Source organism: Brevibacillus ruminantium, from assembly GCF_023746555.1.
GTDB lineage: Bacteria > Bacillota > Bacilli > Brevibacillales > Brevibacillaceae > Brevibacillus > Brevibacillus ruminantium.
Window position 1 is genome coordinate 2,517,545 of record NZ_CP098755.1, and the last position, 14,725, is coordinate 2,532,269.

General features: G+C 48.7%; 14 protein-coding genes. 9 read left to right on the forward strand and 5 right to left on the reverse strand.

Annotated features, from left to right (window positions below):
• Window positions 1-33: 33 nt before the first annotated feature.
• Window positions 34-1,299: a group II intron reverse transcriptase/maturase gene (gene ltrA / locus NDK47_RS12390; RefSeq protein ID WP_251871428.1), complete on the forward strand. Its 1,266-nt coding sequence runs from the start codon at window positions 34-36 to the stop codon at window positions 1,297-1,299.
• Window positions 1,300-1,398: 99 nt separating this feature from the next.
• On the opposite strand, the gene NDK47_RS12395 is transcribed toward ltrA, so the two are convergent.
• Window positions 1,399-2,436: a YkvI family membrane protein gene (locus tag NDK47_RS12395; protein ID WP_251875280.1), complete on the reverse strand. Its 1,038-nt coding sequence runs from the start codon at window positions 2,434-2,436 to the stop codon at window positions 1,399-1,401.
• A 46-nt stretch (window positions 2,437-2,482) separates the two neighbouring features.
• Here NDK47_RS12395 and NDK47_RS12400 point away from each other — a divergent pair, with 46 nt between their 5' ends.
• The 3 genes from NDK47_RS12400 (at window position 2,483) to NDK47_RS12410 (ending at window position 5,080) form a co-directional block, all read left to right on the forward strand.
• Entirely contained in the window at window positions 2,483-3,238 is a 756-nt protein-coding gene (locus NDK47_RS12400) for an MBL fold metallo-hydrolase (RefSeq protein ID WP_305883387.1), read from the forward strand.
• A gap of 32 nt (window positions 3,239-3,270) precedes the next feature.
• A complete protein-coding gene (locus NDK47_RS12405; RefSeq protein WP_251875282.1) occupies window positions 3,271-3,831 on the forward strand; it encodes a tRNA 5-(aminomethyl)-2-thiouridylate-methyltransferase MnmM in 561 nt (186 codons plus the stop codon).
• A 127-nt stretch (window positions 3,832-3,958) separates the two neighbouring features.
• A complete protein-coding gene (locus NDK47_RS12410) occupies window positions 3,959-5,080 on the forward strand; it encodes a YheC/YheD family endospore coat-associated protein (protein WP_251875284.1) in 1,122 nt (373 codons plus the stop codon).
• Window positions 5,081-5,211: 131 nt separating this feature from the next.
• On the opposite strand, the gene cbpB is transcribed toward NDK47_RS12410, so the two are convergent.
• Window positions 5,212-5,688: a cyclic-di-AMP-binding protein CbpB gene (cbpB, locus tag NDK47_RS12415; protein ID WP_251876133.1), complete on the reverse strand. Its 477-nt coding sequence runs from the start codon at window positions 5,686-5,688 to the stop codon at window positions 5,212-5,214.
• Window positions 5,689-5,972: 284 nt separating this feature from the next.
• Between cbpB and NDK47_RS12420 the strand changes: the two genes are divergently transcribed.
• Entirely contained in the window at window positions 5,973-6,674 is a 702-nt protein-coding gene (locus NDK47_RS12420; RefSeq protein WP_251875286.1) for a response regulator, read from the forward strand.
• Between the two features lie 14 nt (window positions 6,675-6,688).
• Here the strand turns inward: NDK47_RS12420 and NDK47_RS12425 are convergent, their stop codons facing one another.
• The 3 genes from NDK47_RS12425 to NDK47_RS12435 form a co-directional block, all read right to left on the reverse strand.
• Window positions 6,689-7,825, reverse strand: a complete 1,137-nt coding sequence (locus NDK47_RS12425) for an acyltransferase (protein WP_251875288.1) — start codon at window positions 7,823-7,825, stop codon at window positions 6,689-6,691.
• Window positions 7,826-7,870: 45 nt separating this feature from the next.
• Entirely contained in the window at window positions 7,871-8,740 is an 870-nt protein-coding gene (locus tag NDK47_RS12430) for a lipoate--protein ligase family protein (protein WP_251875290.1), read from the reverse strand.
• A 160-nt stretch (window positions 8,741-8,900) separates the two neighbouring features.
• Window positions 8,901-10,136, reverse strand: a complete 1,236-nt coding sequence (locus tag NDK47_RS12435; RefSeq protein WP_251875292.1) for an S-layer homology domain-containing protein — start codon at window positions 10,134-10,136, stop codon at window positions 8,901-8,903.
• A 427-nt stretch (window positions 10,137-10,563) separates the two neighbouring features.
• Between NDK47_RS12435 and miaB the strand changes: the two genes are divergently transcribed.
• The 4 genes from miaB to NDK47_RS12455 all read left to right on the forward strand — a co-directional run bounded on the left by miaB (window position 10,564) and on the right by NDK47_RS12455 (window position 14,660).
• Window positions 10,564-12,075, forward strand: coding sequence for a tRNA (N6-isopentenyl adenosine(37)-C2)-methylthiotransferase MiaB (miaB, locus tag NDK47_RS12440; protein WP_251875294.1), 1,512 nt, complete (start codon window positions 10,564-10,566; stop codon window positions 12,073-12,075).
• A 6-nt stretch (window positions 12,076-12,081) separates the two neighbouring features.
• A complete protein-coding gene (locus tag NDK47_RS12445; RefSeq protein WP_251875304.1) occupies window positions 12,082-12,525 on the forward strand; it encodes a YlbF/YmcA family competence regulator in 444 nt (147 codons plus the stop codon).
• Between the two features lie 131 nt (window positions 12,526-12,656).
• The gene (gene cotE / locus NDK47_RS12450; RefSeq protein ID WP_251875306.1) at window positions 12,657-13,217 is read left to right on the forward strand and encodes an outer spore coat protein CotE; all 561 of its coding nucleotides are present in this window, start codon (window positions 12,657-12,659) and stop codon (window positions 13,215-13,217) included.
• Window positions 13,218-13,346: 129 nt separating this feature from the next.
• A complete protein-coding gene (locus tag NDK47_RS12455; RefSeq protein WP_251875308.1) occupies window positions 13,347-14,660 on the forward strand; it encodes a putative amidoligase domain-containing protein in 1,314 nt (437 codons plus the stop codon).
• The last annotated feature ends 65 nt before the right edge of the window (window positions 14,661-14,725 follow it).

Below are 14,725 nucleotides of genomic sequence, written 5' to 3' on the forward strand. Positions count from 1 at the left end.
GGAACCCGCATGTGCGAAGGAAGGAATATCGTTATGGACTTGCTGGAGAAAGTTTTATCACGGGAAAACTTACGGATGGCACTTCAACGAGTAGAAGCAAACAAAGGTGTTGGTGGAGTCGATGGTGTTTCAACCGAACAACTACGCGACTATCTACACGAACACTGGCAAACTATCCGTGAGGAATTGGAAAGAGGAACCTATCGACCTTCACCTGTCCGCAGAGTCGAAATCCCGAAACCTGACGGAGGCGTAAGGTTATTAGGCATTCCCACCGTGGTGGACCGCTTCATCCAGCAAGCCATCCTCCAAGTATTAACACCGATCTTCGATCCCACCTTCTCGGAGTCCAGTTACGGATTTCGCCCGAAACGTAGCGCCCACATGGCAGTAAGGAAAGCGCAAGCGTATATCAGGGAAGGATACAGATTCGTGGTGGACATCGATCTAGAGAAATTCTTTGATCGTGTCAACCATGATATCCTGATGAGCCGCGTGGCTCGTAAAATCCAAGACAAGCGCCTTCTAAAGCTGATTCGATCCTATCTAAACGCAGGTGTCATGATAAAAGGAATCTGTACTACCTCAAGTGAGGGGACACCGCAAGGTGGACCGCTAAGCCCACTATTAGCAAATATCTTGCTTGATGATCTGGATAAGGAATTAGAAAAGAGGGGACATCGCTTTTGCCGCTATGCGGACGATTGCAACGTCTACGTGAAAACAAGACGAGCAGGAGAACGGGTTAAGAAGAGCATGAAAGATTACTTGGAAAAGGTGCTTAGGCTAAAAGTAAATGAGGAGAAAAGTGCGGTGGACCGGCCGTGGAAACGTAAATTCCTTGGCTTTAGTTTTACTTTCGTAAAACAGACAACGGTTCGTATCCACCCAAAATCCCTTCTCAAGTTAAAAGAGAAAATCCGCACGATCACGAATCCAGTGTGGAGTATCTCGCTTGAGGAACGGGTTGAAAGGTTAAACCAGTATCTCATGGGTTGGATTGGATATTTTGCCCTTGCAGACGCAAAGGGAATCTTACAATCCATTGAGGAATGGACAAGGCGTAGGCTCCGTCTTTGCTTGTGGACGCAGTGGAAACGAGTGAGAACCAGATATCGAGAACTCCGTTCTCTTGGTATATCTCACACAAAAGCAATTGAAATTGCAAACACCCGCAAGGGGGCATGGCGTACTACAAAGACTCCGCATATACACAAAGCCCTCGGCATTGCCTACTGGCAACAACAAGGGCTCAAAAGCTTAACACAGCGATATTTTGACATTCGTCAAGCTTGGTGAACCGCCGTATACCGAACGGTACGTACGGTGGTGTGAGAGGACGGGGGTTAGCCACCCCCTCCTACTCGATTCTACAAGATACGTGCTGCCTCAATAATCTCAGGTTGGTTTACGCAAAACCTGTTGCAAAAAAAGCATCAGCAAAAATAGCAGAACCAACTGGCCAAATAACGGATAGAGCAGCCGGAGCAAAGGTCCAAATCCGATAAAGCTGATGAAGTAGCCGATCAGGAGAATGCCTCCGACAATCGTTGGCCTGCGAAGACCAGTTGCCTTTTTTACTTGCTCTGATAGTCCAAACACGTTGGAGACCAGCGTAGAGAATATTTCTGCGTAGACGAGTAGGGAGAAAAAGAAAGGGATGGATGTACCCAATCCCTGCAGCAAGGTGATCATCGGCATTTCAGCTTGACCGAGGACTGGCATGCGCACCGACATGGAGGAATAGGCCAAGATCAATAACAAGCCAATGCCCGATCCCCCAATAATACCACCCAAGATCAGAGGCCGCTCACCCGTGCTGTGACGTCCGATCGGAACCAGAACCGCTTGTGTAAGTGATACATTTAAGGCAACATAGTAGAGAGGGGAACTAAGCCAGGCAAAAGGCTTATTGATCTCGATCAACGGACCTGTTTCCAACCAAGGCTTCGAGTAAAGAAATACAAGTGCGGTGAACGCGATCAAGAGCGGGACGAAGAAACTGTTGACGGAGTGAATGGCGATCAATCCTCGCTGTGCAATGAAAAAGATCAGCAGCATGCTCACTACGATCCCGACTTGCGGATGGAGGCCAAAGGATTCCCAAAAAACGGCACCTGTTGCAGCGAGCATGACGGACGTCGTGCCAAAAAGTACCGTTAACAAAATGAGGTTGAAAATGGTGCCAATGGGTCGTCCAAATAAATACGTGCTCAGATCTTGATAGGAGTCTGCCTGAATGCGATAGGAGAGGAGCATGACACGTACTCCGCCCCAAATAAACAGGCCAGTGGCGAGGAAAATCCCGATCAGCCCTTGAGATCCATATTGAACAAAGAACTCAACAATCTCTTTACCGGAAGCAAAGCCTGCTCCCACTACCGTACCGATATAGGTAAAGGCGATTTGCAATGCGGCTTTCCAAGAATGTTGCATGTCAGACCTCCTGTCCCACTTACTCCATCCTATGAGAGGAAGCGATATGAATATGCACCTAACTATACTTGGCTTCCAGTCCCCATATCCGGGTCCATCTGGAGCTACACCCGGCTATCTCATCCAAACCGATACAACCAATTTGCTGCTGGATTGCGGAAGCGGTGTGTTGGCACAGCTTACCCGGTACCTTCCTGTCTATGACTTGGATGCCCTGCTTCTCAGTCACTATCATCACGATCATGTAGCCGATGTAGGGGTCTTGCAGTATGGACTGATGGTCCACCAATTGTTTGGGCAGCGTGACAAGGACCGTCCACTGCCCATCTATGCTCCGGCAGAGCCGGCTGAGAAAGCAGCAGAACTGGTTTACCGGGAGGCAACCCGGTTTTATCCGATTGAGGAGGGGAGTACACGGGAGATTGGAGACATGAGGCTCTCCTTTCTCCGTACGGATCATGGAGATGGGGACCCTTGTTATGCGATGAAAATAGAGTCACAAGGGAAATCAATCGTGTACGGTGCAGACAGTGGCCCAGGCACCCAGTGGGATGGCTTTGCGAAAGGTACGGATTTATTCATTTGTGAAGGCACCTATCTGGAAAGAAATCGTCCGGCCACGCCCAACGGCCATCTCAGTGTCAAACAGGCTGCGGAATGGGCCGAAAAGCTGCAATGCCGTTCGCTGTTAATTACGCATCTGTTTTACCAGTATGAAGAAGAAGAGGTGCGGAGGGAAGCGAGTGTCTTCAAAAGTGGAGCTTGCCACATCGCAAAAATCGGTTTGCGGCTTGAAGTTTAAAAAGAGGATTCATGCGGAAGGAGAGAAAGAGGTTGTTTCCAAATGTTTTGGAGGTAGCAAGAAATCTGATACGAGAGAGGGTGTCACCAGGGGAGACCGTGATTGATGCCACGATGGGCAACGGCAATGATACACTGTTTCTCGCAACCCTGGTAGGCCAGGAGGGAAAGGTTGTCGCCTACGATATTCAACCCCAAGCGATCGAGAAGACCCGAGAGCGTCTGCAGCGGGAAAGGGTACTGGAGAGGGTGGAGATGAAGCTGGCCAGTCATGAAGAAATGGAGCTGCTATCGGATTCAGCCGGGGCCATCATGTTCAACCTGGGTTATCTGCCGGGGGGCAACAAAGAAATTACCACGCAAGCATCCAGTACCGTACGAGCCATTTCCGCAGGGTTGTCAATTCTAAAGCCCGGAGGCATCATGACCGTGATGATCTACTGGGGTCATGCAGCAGGGAGCACCGAGAAAGAGGCTGTTTTGGCATATTGCTCACAACTGAGTCAGATGGAGTATCTTGTCCTGCACTACCAATACATCAACCAACAGAACCAAGCTCCTTTCCTGATTGCAATCGAGCGCAGAGATACGTGAAGAGTACAACCGTTTTTACGCACGCTGCCTTTCCCGGGCAAGCGCAGGATCTGACAAAAATAGGCACGCTCTTCCAAATGGAGAAACATACCCTGAAGAGAGGAATGAATCAAGGGGGCAAAACTCCGTGGATAGAGTTGGAATTATGCTGGATTGGGCGATTATGCAAAGCGGCATCGATGGCAAAAAGTCGTATGAACATTTGCCTTATTACGCTGAAATCGGAAAAGAAATGGGGCTTGAGCCTGTTTTTTTTCACCCCCGCCATGTACGGTCAAACGGAAAGGTAAAGGGATACTTTTGGAACGGAAAGCGTCTTGTTCCGAGAATTGTTCCGATACCGAGAGTGATTCACAATCGTGTTTTGACTGGAGATCAGCAATCGCGCAAAGTGATTCGGCAATTAAGCAAGAAACAGATTGTGTTTAACGGTCTGGTCGTCAGAGATAAGTGGAGAGTACACCAGATGCTGTGGAAAAACCCGAAAATACGTTCTTACTTGCCCCATACAGTGAAATATTCGGGGGAAAAGATTCGAGACTTTCTCAACCGCTATTCGATTTTGTACGTCAAGCCAGCCGTTGGTTCCGTGGGGATCGGTGTCGTGAGAATTGAGCGGGAGGGGGATCACTACCATTTCATCTCGTCCAAGCAGAGAAAGGTATTGACAAGGCAGCGATTGCTGTCGGAGCTGGCAGAGTGGACCGGAAAGAGGCGTTTTTTGATTCAGCAGGGTGTTCCGTTGAATCGTTATCAGGGCAGAACCTATGATATCCGGGTATCGGTTCAAAAAAACAGAGAGATGAAATGGACAGTAAGCGGCATGGTTGCAAAAGTGGCCAATCCACAAAACAAATTGAGCAATTTGTCTCGTGGTGGAAAGGCAGTCCCACTGAAATCCGTTTGGCAGGATATATTTTCACAGGAGCAGCAGGAACAAATCGTGGAGAGTATCCAAAAAGCAGCGTTGGATTTGGCCAGGCAATATGCAAAGAACTACCCGTCACTAGCCGATCTCGGCATGGATATGGGGATTGACGACAAAGGAAAACCGTACTTGATCGAGATTAATGTAAGAGATCAGCGTTACTCCTTTTACAAAGCCAAAGAAATGACGATGTTCAAACGGACGTATCGTCACCCAATGGAATACGCCCGCTCTCTCCTGAAAGGAATGGTGCCGACCATCAGAGAAATACACCATGAGAACATTCAGGAGTCACCGATCATACTGGCTGATTTGTTATAGTAGGACACGACCAAGGACCAACCATCTGATGGTGAGAAATGCACAATACGGTCATGACCGTTTTTCACAAAAAAAAAAGCAGACCCGGCTGCAGGGGCCAGGTCTGCCTTTAATTTTTGTCGGTTCCGGGCCTATGTAGCCTCGGGAGATGACACTTGATTCTCCGCAGCAGGATAAGGCAATTGCCGAAAATGCCGATAGACAAGCGCCAAGATCGATTTCCGGGTCAGAATCCCCTGAAAAACACCATTTTCATCCTCGATACAGATAAACGGGTGATTGATTGACAGTTCCAATGCTTTCAAAAACTCATCCGAGTCCTTCATTCGGGCAATTTTGGTAGTCATGACCTGATCCACTGTATAGTCAGCCATTTTTTCATATTCAAACCGTTCCAACCCAAGAATTTTGTTCATGATATTGGTTGTGCTGACATGACCGTGAAGTCGGTAAGAGTGATCCAATACCGGGATTGCCGAGTAGCCTGACTTAATCAGAACCAGCAGGGCGTGTTCCAGAGAATTGCCGAGCTGTACATGAGCTACTTTTGTGGAAGCAATCACCAGATCCTTTATCTTTGAGTGAAGCAATTGCGGGTCTAGATTCAAAACAACAGCCACCACCTTTCTTCTCTTTGGTGAAGATTCACCTTATGTGGTTCACCTCTATGATACCGCAAGGAGTAAAGGAAGGATAGGGCTCTGAAGAAAAACAAAGCAAAGATGCCCGGCAGGAACCGGGCAAATGATCGAGGTGTGGAACAAAAAGTCCCTTGCTTGTATTATGCAGGAATCATGCAGAGAATACATTAGGTGATTGTAGGAAAGATGTAACTTTTTTACTGGTTCTAGCGTCTTACCAGTGGATCGCCTTTTTGCAAGGAGCTGTTGCCATGAGAAAAACAATCTGGGCTGCACTTGCCTTGATAATGCTAGTATCGGCGGGGATCGGTTTCGCAGCGGGCAGACAGTATTCACTTTCAAGTTATGGATTTGCCAGCCATGACGGAACGACTCTGTCTACTCCTGCGTGGATTGTGGAAGATATGAGCGGCAGAGTGGCCGAAGATGTTCGTCAGTTGGTTACGCGAGACGGAATCAAGCTCATACCCATCGGAAATCAAAAGGAGACTGCCCAGGCGCAATCCGAGCTCCCACCGGATTTGCTCGCATCAATCAACCTGCCTGACGGACAGGGACTGGTAGTGGTCTACGAACGGAAAGGCAGCCACTACCAAGCGGCCTTCAGCAAAGCAGAGTCTGTTTACAGCTATCAGCTTGTAGCCGATAACCAACTGGTGCTTACGACCAATAGTCCCTCTGCAGATGTAGATGAGCGTACATACCATATCCTGCACAAAACCCCGGAAGGCTACCGGGAAGTGTGGAACGGCCTTGCCCACCGGCAACTACGTCAAAAGCAGCGGGAGAATCATGAAGTACTTGATGCTTCTGTCTTTCTAGATGCAGCACAAAAATCCATGATTTATTTCAGTTTGGAACGCTCGCTGGATTTGACAGGTGTCCCGATAATGGAGAAGAGCTCTTATCAGTTATGGCGTTATAATGAGCGGACACTTCGTTATGAAAAGTAAAAGGCGCCTTAGAATCAGGCGCCATTTGTTTTCATAAAGACAGGACGGCGTTCCTTGTTTCCGGAGCCGCGCTTCCATGAAGAAATCTGCGTATGCTGATACAAAAAAATAGAGAGTGGGGGCGTAATCACAAACATTGCTGTGATTAAGACGGGTACAGACCAATCCAGTCGAAATATAACGTAGCTCTCCAATAAAAACAAAATCAATGGATGAACCATATAGATGGCCATATTATACTTAGCCCCTTGAGACAACCATCCGCTGATCACGGGCAGACTGCCCAGGTAGCGGGAAAGGGGATAAAAGCTGATCAGGAAGCTGGTCGTATACAACAGATAGAGCGGATCGAAGATGTTCAAGCTCTCTTCATAGCTCACTTGGTCACTGATGAAGCGGTATGCAATCCAGAAGGCTATCCCTATGGTTACGAGTGCTGCTGGAATGCGCAGACGTGCCGTCCACAGCCGCCATTTGTCTACGTTGAGACCGGCATAAGCACCGAGTGCAAATGTGAAAAGATACATATAGACATAATTTTGACTGGTGATATACCCGTATTGGATCAGGGAGAGCAATGGATGACCCGACCAGTCAATGGCCCATTGCGGATCTGCAAACAGATAGTGATAGCCCAGATAGACCGCATTTTGGATGACGAACAAAAGGCCTACCATCCAAAAGCGAAGATGCTTTTCCACCCATCCTTTGCAGAAGAAAAAGAGGACATTTAACTGCAAGTACAACGGAATGTAGTACAAATGGTAAAAAGCGCTTCCTGTAAACAAGCTGTGAAGAAATGGTCCCGCCCATTCAACAGGATTGACGGTCTGCAATTTGAACATGGTGTAGATTGCAGTCCAGATGATATATGGCAGAACGATCGTCCACCAACGCTTTCGCCAAAAATTGCCCCAGTCCACGTGGCGTTTTTGGTACCAGTAAAACAGAAGCATACCGGTCGCAAAAATAAACAATGACCGACCAAATCGGAGCAAAATCAAAAGCACGGCTTCCATGTCCGTATTCCAGGGATACTCTCGATTCGTCTGAATAAAGAAGCCCAGAATATGAATGGCCAAAACGGTGGCAGCCCCAAATACAAAAAGGGCATTCAAATCCTGAAACTTTCCCTTTCGATCTCGATTCATATCTCCTCCTAAAATGTTGCCAGCGCTGTCATTACAGCGCTTGTTCTAGTTGTCGAAGCGTATCGGTTCCAAAGCGGCAGACAGTTTCCAGCCGGGGTGACCCAGCTCTTTTGCGGTAAAAGCAAACAGGCCCAGACGATCAGCCAGATGTGCACGACTCATGGTGAGTGTGTGGTCATTGACAGCAAAGGGAACGTGCTGGACTGGCCAATGAGATTGAATAGCTGCATACAAACGCTCCTTCACCTCGGCCACCGTAACAGACGATCCTGTAAGATCAGCAATACTGCCAACAGTACTGCCATCAATAGATGGAATCGGCTTGTTTTTTTCCATGTCGGACAATCCGGCAAGGCTGTAAAATTCCTCCATCCACTCACCACGAGGCTGTTCTTCGACGTTGATGCAGAGTTGCAAGATTGACCCAAACCGCGTGCGACGTTGAGCCATTCCACCTATTTTTTTACCACAAAGGGAGAAATCATACTCTCCGGCACAATAGGAACCCACTACTTCTCCAAACTGAACTTCACCGAAGTCACGCAATCCTACCGACAGTAATTGAGTGACAAATTGAAAAAAAGCATCAATGGATATCGACGTATCCGGTAACAGACAGGCAAGATTCAGTACACCTGCATCCAGAGGCACACAGGCACCACCCGAAGAACGTAAGACACAGCCAAACCCTTTCTGTCCAAAATGATGCAAGGCTTGTTCCAGTCGAGGCAGCTTGGCGTCACGCCTGCCCAAATAAAGAGCTTTGTCATAGACCCACAGATGGATAATCGGCGCGGCGTTTTCCTGCTGCATTTCTGCAGTCAGCGCCTCGTCTCTGGCCAAAGGCTCCAATGGGCTTTCCTGGTACGTACCAGAATCCATCCACAAAAAAGAGCGGTTCACAGAAAAAGACATAGGTAACTCCTTTATGGTCAAGAATCGTTATCATTATAACGCTCTGCGCCAATCATTTCTAGGGCGGAGGGCTCACAATTTTTGCCGCGAAGAAAAAACCGTCTCCGGGAAGGACGATCAAAGCGTGATCGCGCTGCCGAGGGAGACGGTTTATATGAATTTACCGAACCAGCTTAAAGCTGAAATTGTCGAGCGTTGTAATCTTTTTCGGAGCGTCTTTGGTCGCAGCTTTTTGCAGATAAAGACCGAGTTCGGTTCCATCCAGCTTCAGTTTTTGTTGGCCAAACAAATACTGATTGTTGATGTAGATGGAGATGTTGTCTTTATTTACGACGATTTTCAGCTTATTCGTGCTCTTCAGCTTATACGAGCTCGTTGCAATAATGTCGTAGTCTTCATCGTTCACGTCATCCACTTTCGCCAGGATTACGCGATCCTTTGTGAAGAAGACGACGTGTGCTTTTTCATTCTTCCCGTTGAAATAAAGTCCACCTAGTCCATTCGTGCCGTCTGCATTGACGTCCACAGACATCTCGAATCGGTCTGTGTTGGCTTTTTCATTCCAGATCAACGGCAGGAAGAAGTGTTCCAGCTTGCGATCCTTGGTTACGGCTGACACCTGATTGTTGACAACCTCCCATGTGCCGATCGCTTTGTCTGTATCCCATTTTTTCAAATCGTCAGAATTGAAGTTGTCGGTAACACTGGTCGGAAGCTCTTGGTTTGGTTTCTCCGGAGACGGGAAGACCACCTTGGTTTCGTCATCCTTTTGATCCAGCAGAGCACGGAACAGCAAAGACGCTGCTTCAGCTCGCGTAATGGCGTCCTGAGGACGGTAGTAATTGTTGCTGCCCTTCATCAGATCAGTTTGGATCGAAAGCGCCACATAGGGACGGAGAGCAGGGGACACACGGTTGTCGTCATTGAAGCGCTTGAGTACGCTCAGGTCAGCCTGGTATTTTTGGTCATAACCAAGCAAACGAACAAGAGCGACGGCGATATCTTCACGTACAGCGTACTGGTCAGGCTTGTAGGTATAGCGGTTGCCCGTATCCGATTTGTACCCGGTCAAATACGGTTTGGCGTACTCGACATAATAGAAAGCCCAGTGATTCTTCGGAACGTCCTGAAACGTCTGGCTTACCTTTGACTTGTCGATATCTACGCCTGCCGCAGCGATCATGATTTTTGCAAACTCCGCCCGGGTTACAAGGCTGTTGGGACGGAACTTTCCATCCTCATAACCTTTGATGATCCCTTTGGATGCCATAGCCTGGATTTCTTTATACGCCCAGTGATTACGCGGGACGTCAGAGAAGGTGCTTTGGGCACTTACAAAAGGCACGACTGTAATGAACATCATCACAGCGAGAAAGAACGACAGCACTCTTTTCATAGGAACCTCCTGATCTGTTTGGTTTTCGTTTGGCCTGCATTTCTGACGAAGGTGGACAGGAAGAAGTTGCAAGAAAACAAGCCCGAAAGGAAAAATTGTGTAGATAGTCACAGTCGAGTCGCGTATGACCGGATTCTACCTCCGATCAAACCGGGTTATGTATGGAAGGACCAGGTCTAATGGCCGATGCCGGAGCTGGTTCAAGAGCCATTTGCATGGATAGGCTCTTGAAAAATGTATATGGGGCACTTTCGACATTCATGTGTCGAAATGATAAATCTAAGCAGATGCCGACGGGAATCAAATGCTTGGCGCCTCGAATCTTCATAGGAAGTTCTCAATTCCATTCGGGAAACAGCGCTGGATGTGCTATAATCATGAGTTGTAACTACCAACAAACACATCTTGCAGATGAGGTGATAGACAAATGACAGCGAAGAAGGACGCGACTCCGGACTTAAAATCCGGGAAGTCAGCCAAATCAGTGGAAGACTACGCCAAATATTTTCAACCGCCCTCTTTAAAGGAAGCAAAAAAGCGGGGCAAAGAAGAAATTCAAGTGCACTATAATTTTGACATTCCTGAGGATATGAAAGAGATCGGGAAAGGCAAGCATTATCATTTGCGTACCTATGGCTGCCAGATGAATGAGCATGATTCGGAGACCATCTCCGGCATCCTCGAACAAATGGGGTATTCCGCTGTAGAAGAAGTGGAAAAAGCCGATGTGATTCTTTTCAATACCTGTGCGATTCGGGAAAATGCCGAAGACAAGGTATTCGGCGAGTTGGGGCACATGAAACGCTTGAAACACAACAATCCCAACTTAATTCTGGGCGTATGCGGCTGCATGTCTCAGGAAGAAAAAGTGGTCAACAAGATCCTCAAGAGCTATCAGCAGGTCGACCTGATTTTTGGTACCCATAACATTCACCGTCTTCCTTTCTTGCTCCGCGATGCCATGTTTAGCAAGGAAATGGTGATCGAGGTGTGGTCCAAAGAGGGCGACATCATTGAAAATATGCCGAAGCTCCGCGAAGGAAAAACCAAAGCTTGGGTCAACATCATGTATGGTTGCGACAAGTTCTGTACGTACTGTATCGTTCCGTATACACGCGGGAAGGAGCGCAGCCGCCGACCAGAGGATGTTATCGCAGAAGTGCGTGACCTGGCTCGTCAAGGCTTCAAGGAAATCACGCTCCTGGGTCAGAACGTCAACGCCTATGGAAAAGACTTTGAGGATATCGAATACGGATTTGGCGATCTGCTGGACGAAATCCGCAAGGTCGACATTCCGCGCATACGCTTCACGACCAGCCACCCGAGAGATTTTGACGATCACCTGATTGAGGTGCTGGGAAAACGGGGAAATCTGGTGGAACACATTCACTTGCCAGTTCAGTCCGGTTCGACGGAAGTGCTGAAGCGCATGGCCCGCAAGTATTCGCGAGAACACTATCTGGAGCTGGTGCGTAAAATTAAAGCGGTGATTCCTGATGTGGTTCTGACGACCGATATTATCGTCGGCTTCCCGGGAGAAACGGATGAACAGTTCGAAGAAACGCTTTCGCTGGTCGAAGCGGTAGGGTACGATCTGGCTTATACCTTTATCTACTCGCCGCGTGAGGGTACACCGGCAGCCGTGATGGAGGACAATGTACCGACAGAAGTCAAAAAAGAACGCTTGTACCGCCTGAACGAACTGATGGCAAAAATCAGTCTGGAAAGAAATCAGCCTCTGAAAGATCAGGTCGTAGAGGTCCTGGTCGAAGGCGAGTCCAAAAACAATCCAGAAGTACTGGCCGGCCGTACGCGGACGAACAAGCTGGTTCACTTTGTCGGTGATCATTCACTGATTGGCCAATACACACATGTTAAAATAACAGATGTAAAAACATGGACCCTTCACGGGGAAATCGTAAGAAAAATCGAGGTGTAAAGAGAGATGGAACAAACAGAACTGTACACACACAAAGAGATTCTGGAGAAGGCACGCGAACTGGCTGGGATGATCGCCCGCACGAAGGAAGTAGACTTCTACAAACGCGCCGAACTTCAGATCAAGAACAACGAACGCGTCCAGGATTTGATTAGCGACCTGAAAAAGAAGCAAAAACAAATGGTCATGTTCGAATCCATGAACAAGGCAGATCTGGTGAAAAAAGTTGAAAATGAATACAACCAGCTTCACGAAGAGCTGGACAGCATTCCGCTCGTCACCGAGTTCAAGCAGTCCCAAGTGGATGTCAATGATTTGCTCCAAATGATTACAAACGTCATTACCAACACCGTTTCGGAGCGCATCGTTCTCGACACAGGCGGCAATCCGCTGACAGGAGAAACGGGAGGCGGACCGGAGAAAAAACATACAGACGGTTGCTGCTCCTAAAAACATGAATACCGCAAGACTTCTATAATGATCAGGCGACAAGCCTTCCCAAAATGGCGCTGGGTGTTTGCACCCTAGTCGGATGCCCTGCATACAAATGTACAGAAACGTTGTATGGAGGAGGTAACGAAATGTCGGGTATAGACAAAGACCTGCAGTGCCGGGAACTCATCGCCAAAGCCGTCTGCGGTAAAGGTCATAAATTTACACAAACGACCCACACCATCATAACATCGCACACTCCTTCGACGATCCTCGGATGCTGGGTGATAAACACGAATTTCCAGGCAGAGAAGGATGGGGACGCGGTTGAGGTATCTGGTACGTATGACGTCAACCTGTGGTACTCGTTTGCCGATAACACGCAAACCGAAGTTAAGCGGGAGACCGTCGATTTCTCCGTACTCGTTCCGCTTTCGTTCTTCGACAGAAACTGCCGCGGAGACCTGGAAATCGTCGCCCGCGCCGTAGAACAGCCGAAGTGCGTCAAAGCTGAACTGAGCGGCGGCGGAACCGTCACAGTAAGAGTAGAAAGTGAATATGCAGTCGAGGTCATTGGGGAAACCAAGGTATGTGTAGTCGTGTGCAATAGCTGCGACGACAAGGATTTCCATATGATCGGTGACTACGAAGACAACAGCGATGAGTATGATGATTTTGATTCGGCCACGCTGCTGGACGAATTGGATTAAGAGGAGACGAACCATCTCCTCTTTTTCTTTTTCTATGGATATGGAAAGCTGCCCAGGTTCATACCCGGGCAGCTTCACTTTTTCCGGGCTGGTGACATAGGCTATCACATCTGAGTGGAGGTGACGGGTGTGTTTGCATGTAGCGAAGAAGCAAAGGGATCCCGCTCGGAATGGAGTGAGTGCTGGCAGGATCTGGTTCTTCCGCAGAATCACAAAAAGCTGGTGGCCTTTCTAAAAAATCCTGTAAGACTGAAGTATCTGCTGCGCATTAATGGAATCCCTACGACGAGAGAGGAAGCTCCTGAACCAGGCACGCGAACGTACCGCATCCAACTGATTGAGAAACATGTGCTGACGGCAGAACGGTGTCAGCAACAACCTCAGTGGCTCCAGCACACGGTTGATCATAAACGGTTTGAACGCATTGACCCATCCGCAGAGGATTATGAGGTCAGCGCAGTCCTGCGCCTGGCTAGGCGATGTCTCTATGCAGTCGGTCTCTATTCGGGCCAAATCATTCTAGAGGCAGCCTCTCCCTATCGCATAAAAGTGCGAGCGGTCTCTGATACTTGGGAGCTGGCACACGCAGAAGAGCTTAGCAGGGAAGCAGAAAAATGGTGGCGTGCTGAACAGGATCGCTGGGGCACGCATATCCAGCTGAAGCTCGGGGCAGATCCGGAATTTGCCTTGCGTGACGCAGATGGCAAAATGGTTCTGGCCTCCGAATACTTAGGGACAACGGGTGTCGTCGGATGTGACTCGACACGATATCGGGAAGAGCTGGCACTGCACCAGCATCCTTTGGTTGAATTGCGTCCCGCACCTTCTGGCAACCCTGACATTTTGTTCTTGCGCATCGTGAAGGCATTGGGGAAAGCTGCCCAGAAAATAACGGATAAAGAGATCGAATGGCTCGCGGGAGGTATGCCCTTTGAGGGCTATCCGATCGGCGGTCACATCCACTTTAGCGGCATCCGCCCTCATTTTCGACTGCTGCGTCAACTGGATGCTTACCTGGCGCTCCCCTTGGTTTTGATCGAGGATCAGGGCTGCCGACAACGGCGTCCCCGCTATGGATTTCTGGGCGACGTCCGCGAAAAGGAGTACGGAAACAGTGTCTCCGGGTTCGAATACCGTACGTTGCCAAGTTGGCTTGTACATCCCATCGTAACCAGGGGTGTTCTGCATCTCGCTCATTTGGTGGCGGTCTCAAGCGAGCTGCTGAGCCAGGACAGTATCCCTCCTTCACTGATTCGAGCTTATTACAGCAGTGACAAGGAACGCCTTATTCCCTTCGTAGAGGCGATGCGAAAAGAGCTGTCGCAGCTCCCGGACTATGAACGGTCCAGATCAATTCTGGATCAATATTTCTCCTATCTGCTCGCGGTAAAAGTCTGGCCCGCGGATCAAGACCTGCGGAGAGAATGGTGTCTCTATGATTGAAAAGGCTAGACATTCCTTTGGGGATATACGGTACACGGGGGGTGTTTTCCCATGTTATAATTGAA

Bases quoted from the DNA above. Each gene is read 5' to 3' on its own strand.
- NDK47_RS12420 (WP_251875286.1), top strand. From the start codon at position 5,973: ATGAGAAAAACAATCTGGGCTGCACTTGCCTTGATAATGCTAGTATCG.
- NDK47_RS12445 (WP_251875304.1), top strand. From the start codon at position 12,082: ATGGAACAAACAGAACTGTACACACACAAAGAGATTCTGGAGAAGGCA.
- NDK47_RS12435 (WP_251875292.1), bottom strand. From the start codon at position 10,136: ATGAAAAGAGTGCTGTCGTTCTTTCTCGCTGTGATGATGTTCATTACA.
- ltrA (WP_251871428.1), top strand. From the start codon at position 34: ATGGACTTGCTGGAGAAAGTTTTATCACGGGAAAACTTACGGATGGCA.
- cotE (WP_251875306.1), top strand. From the start codon at position 12,657: ATGTCGGGTATAGACAAAGACCTGCAGTGCCGGGAACTCATCGCCAAA.
- NDK47_RS12430 (WP_251875290.1), bottom strand. From the start codon at position 8,740: ATGTCTTTTTCTGTGAACCGCTCTTTTTTGTGGATGGATTCTGGTACG.
- miaB (WP_251875294.1), top strand. From the start codon at position 10,564: ATGACAGCGAAGAAGGACGCGACTCCGGACTTAAAATCCGGGAAGTCA.
- NDK47_RS12425 (WP_251875288.1), bottom strand. From the start codon at position 7,825: ATGAATCGAGATCGAAAGGGAAAGTTTCAGGATTTGAATGCCCTTTTT.
- NDK47_RS12395 (WP_251875280.1), bottom strand. From the start codon at position 2,436: ATGCAACATTCTTGGAAAGCCGCATTGCAAATCGCCTTTACCTATATC.
- NDK47_RS12400 (WP_305883387.1), top strand. From the start codon at position 2,483: ATGAATATGCACCTAACTATACTTGGCTTCCAGTCCCCATATCCGGGT.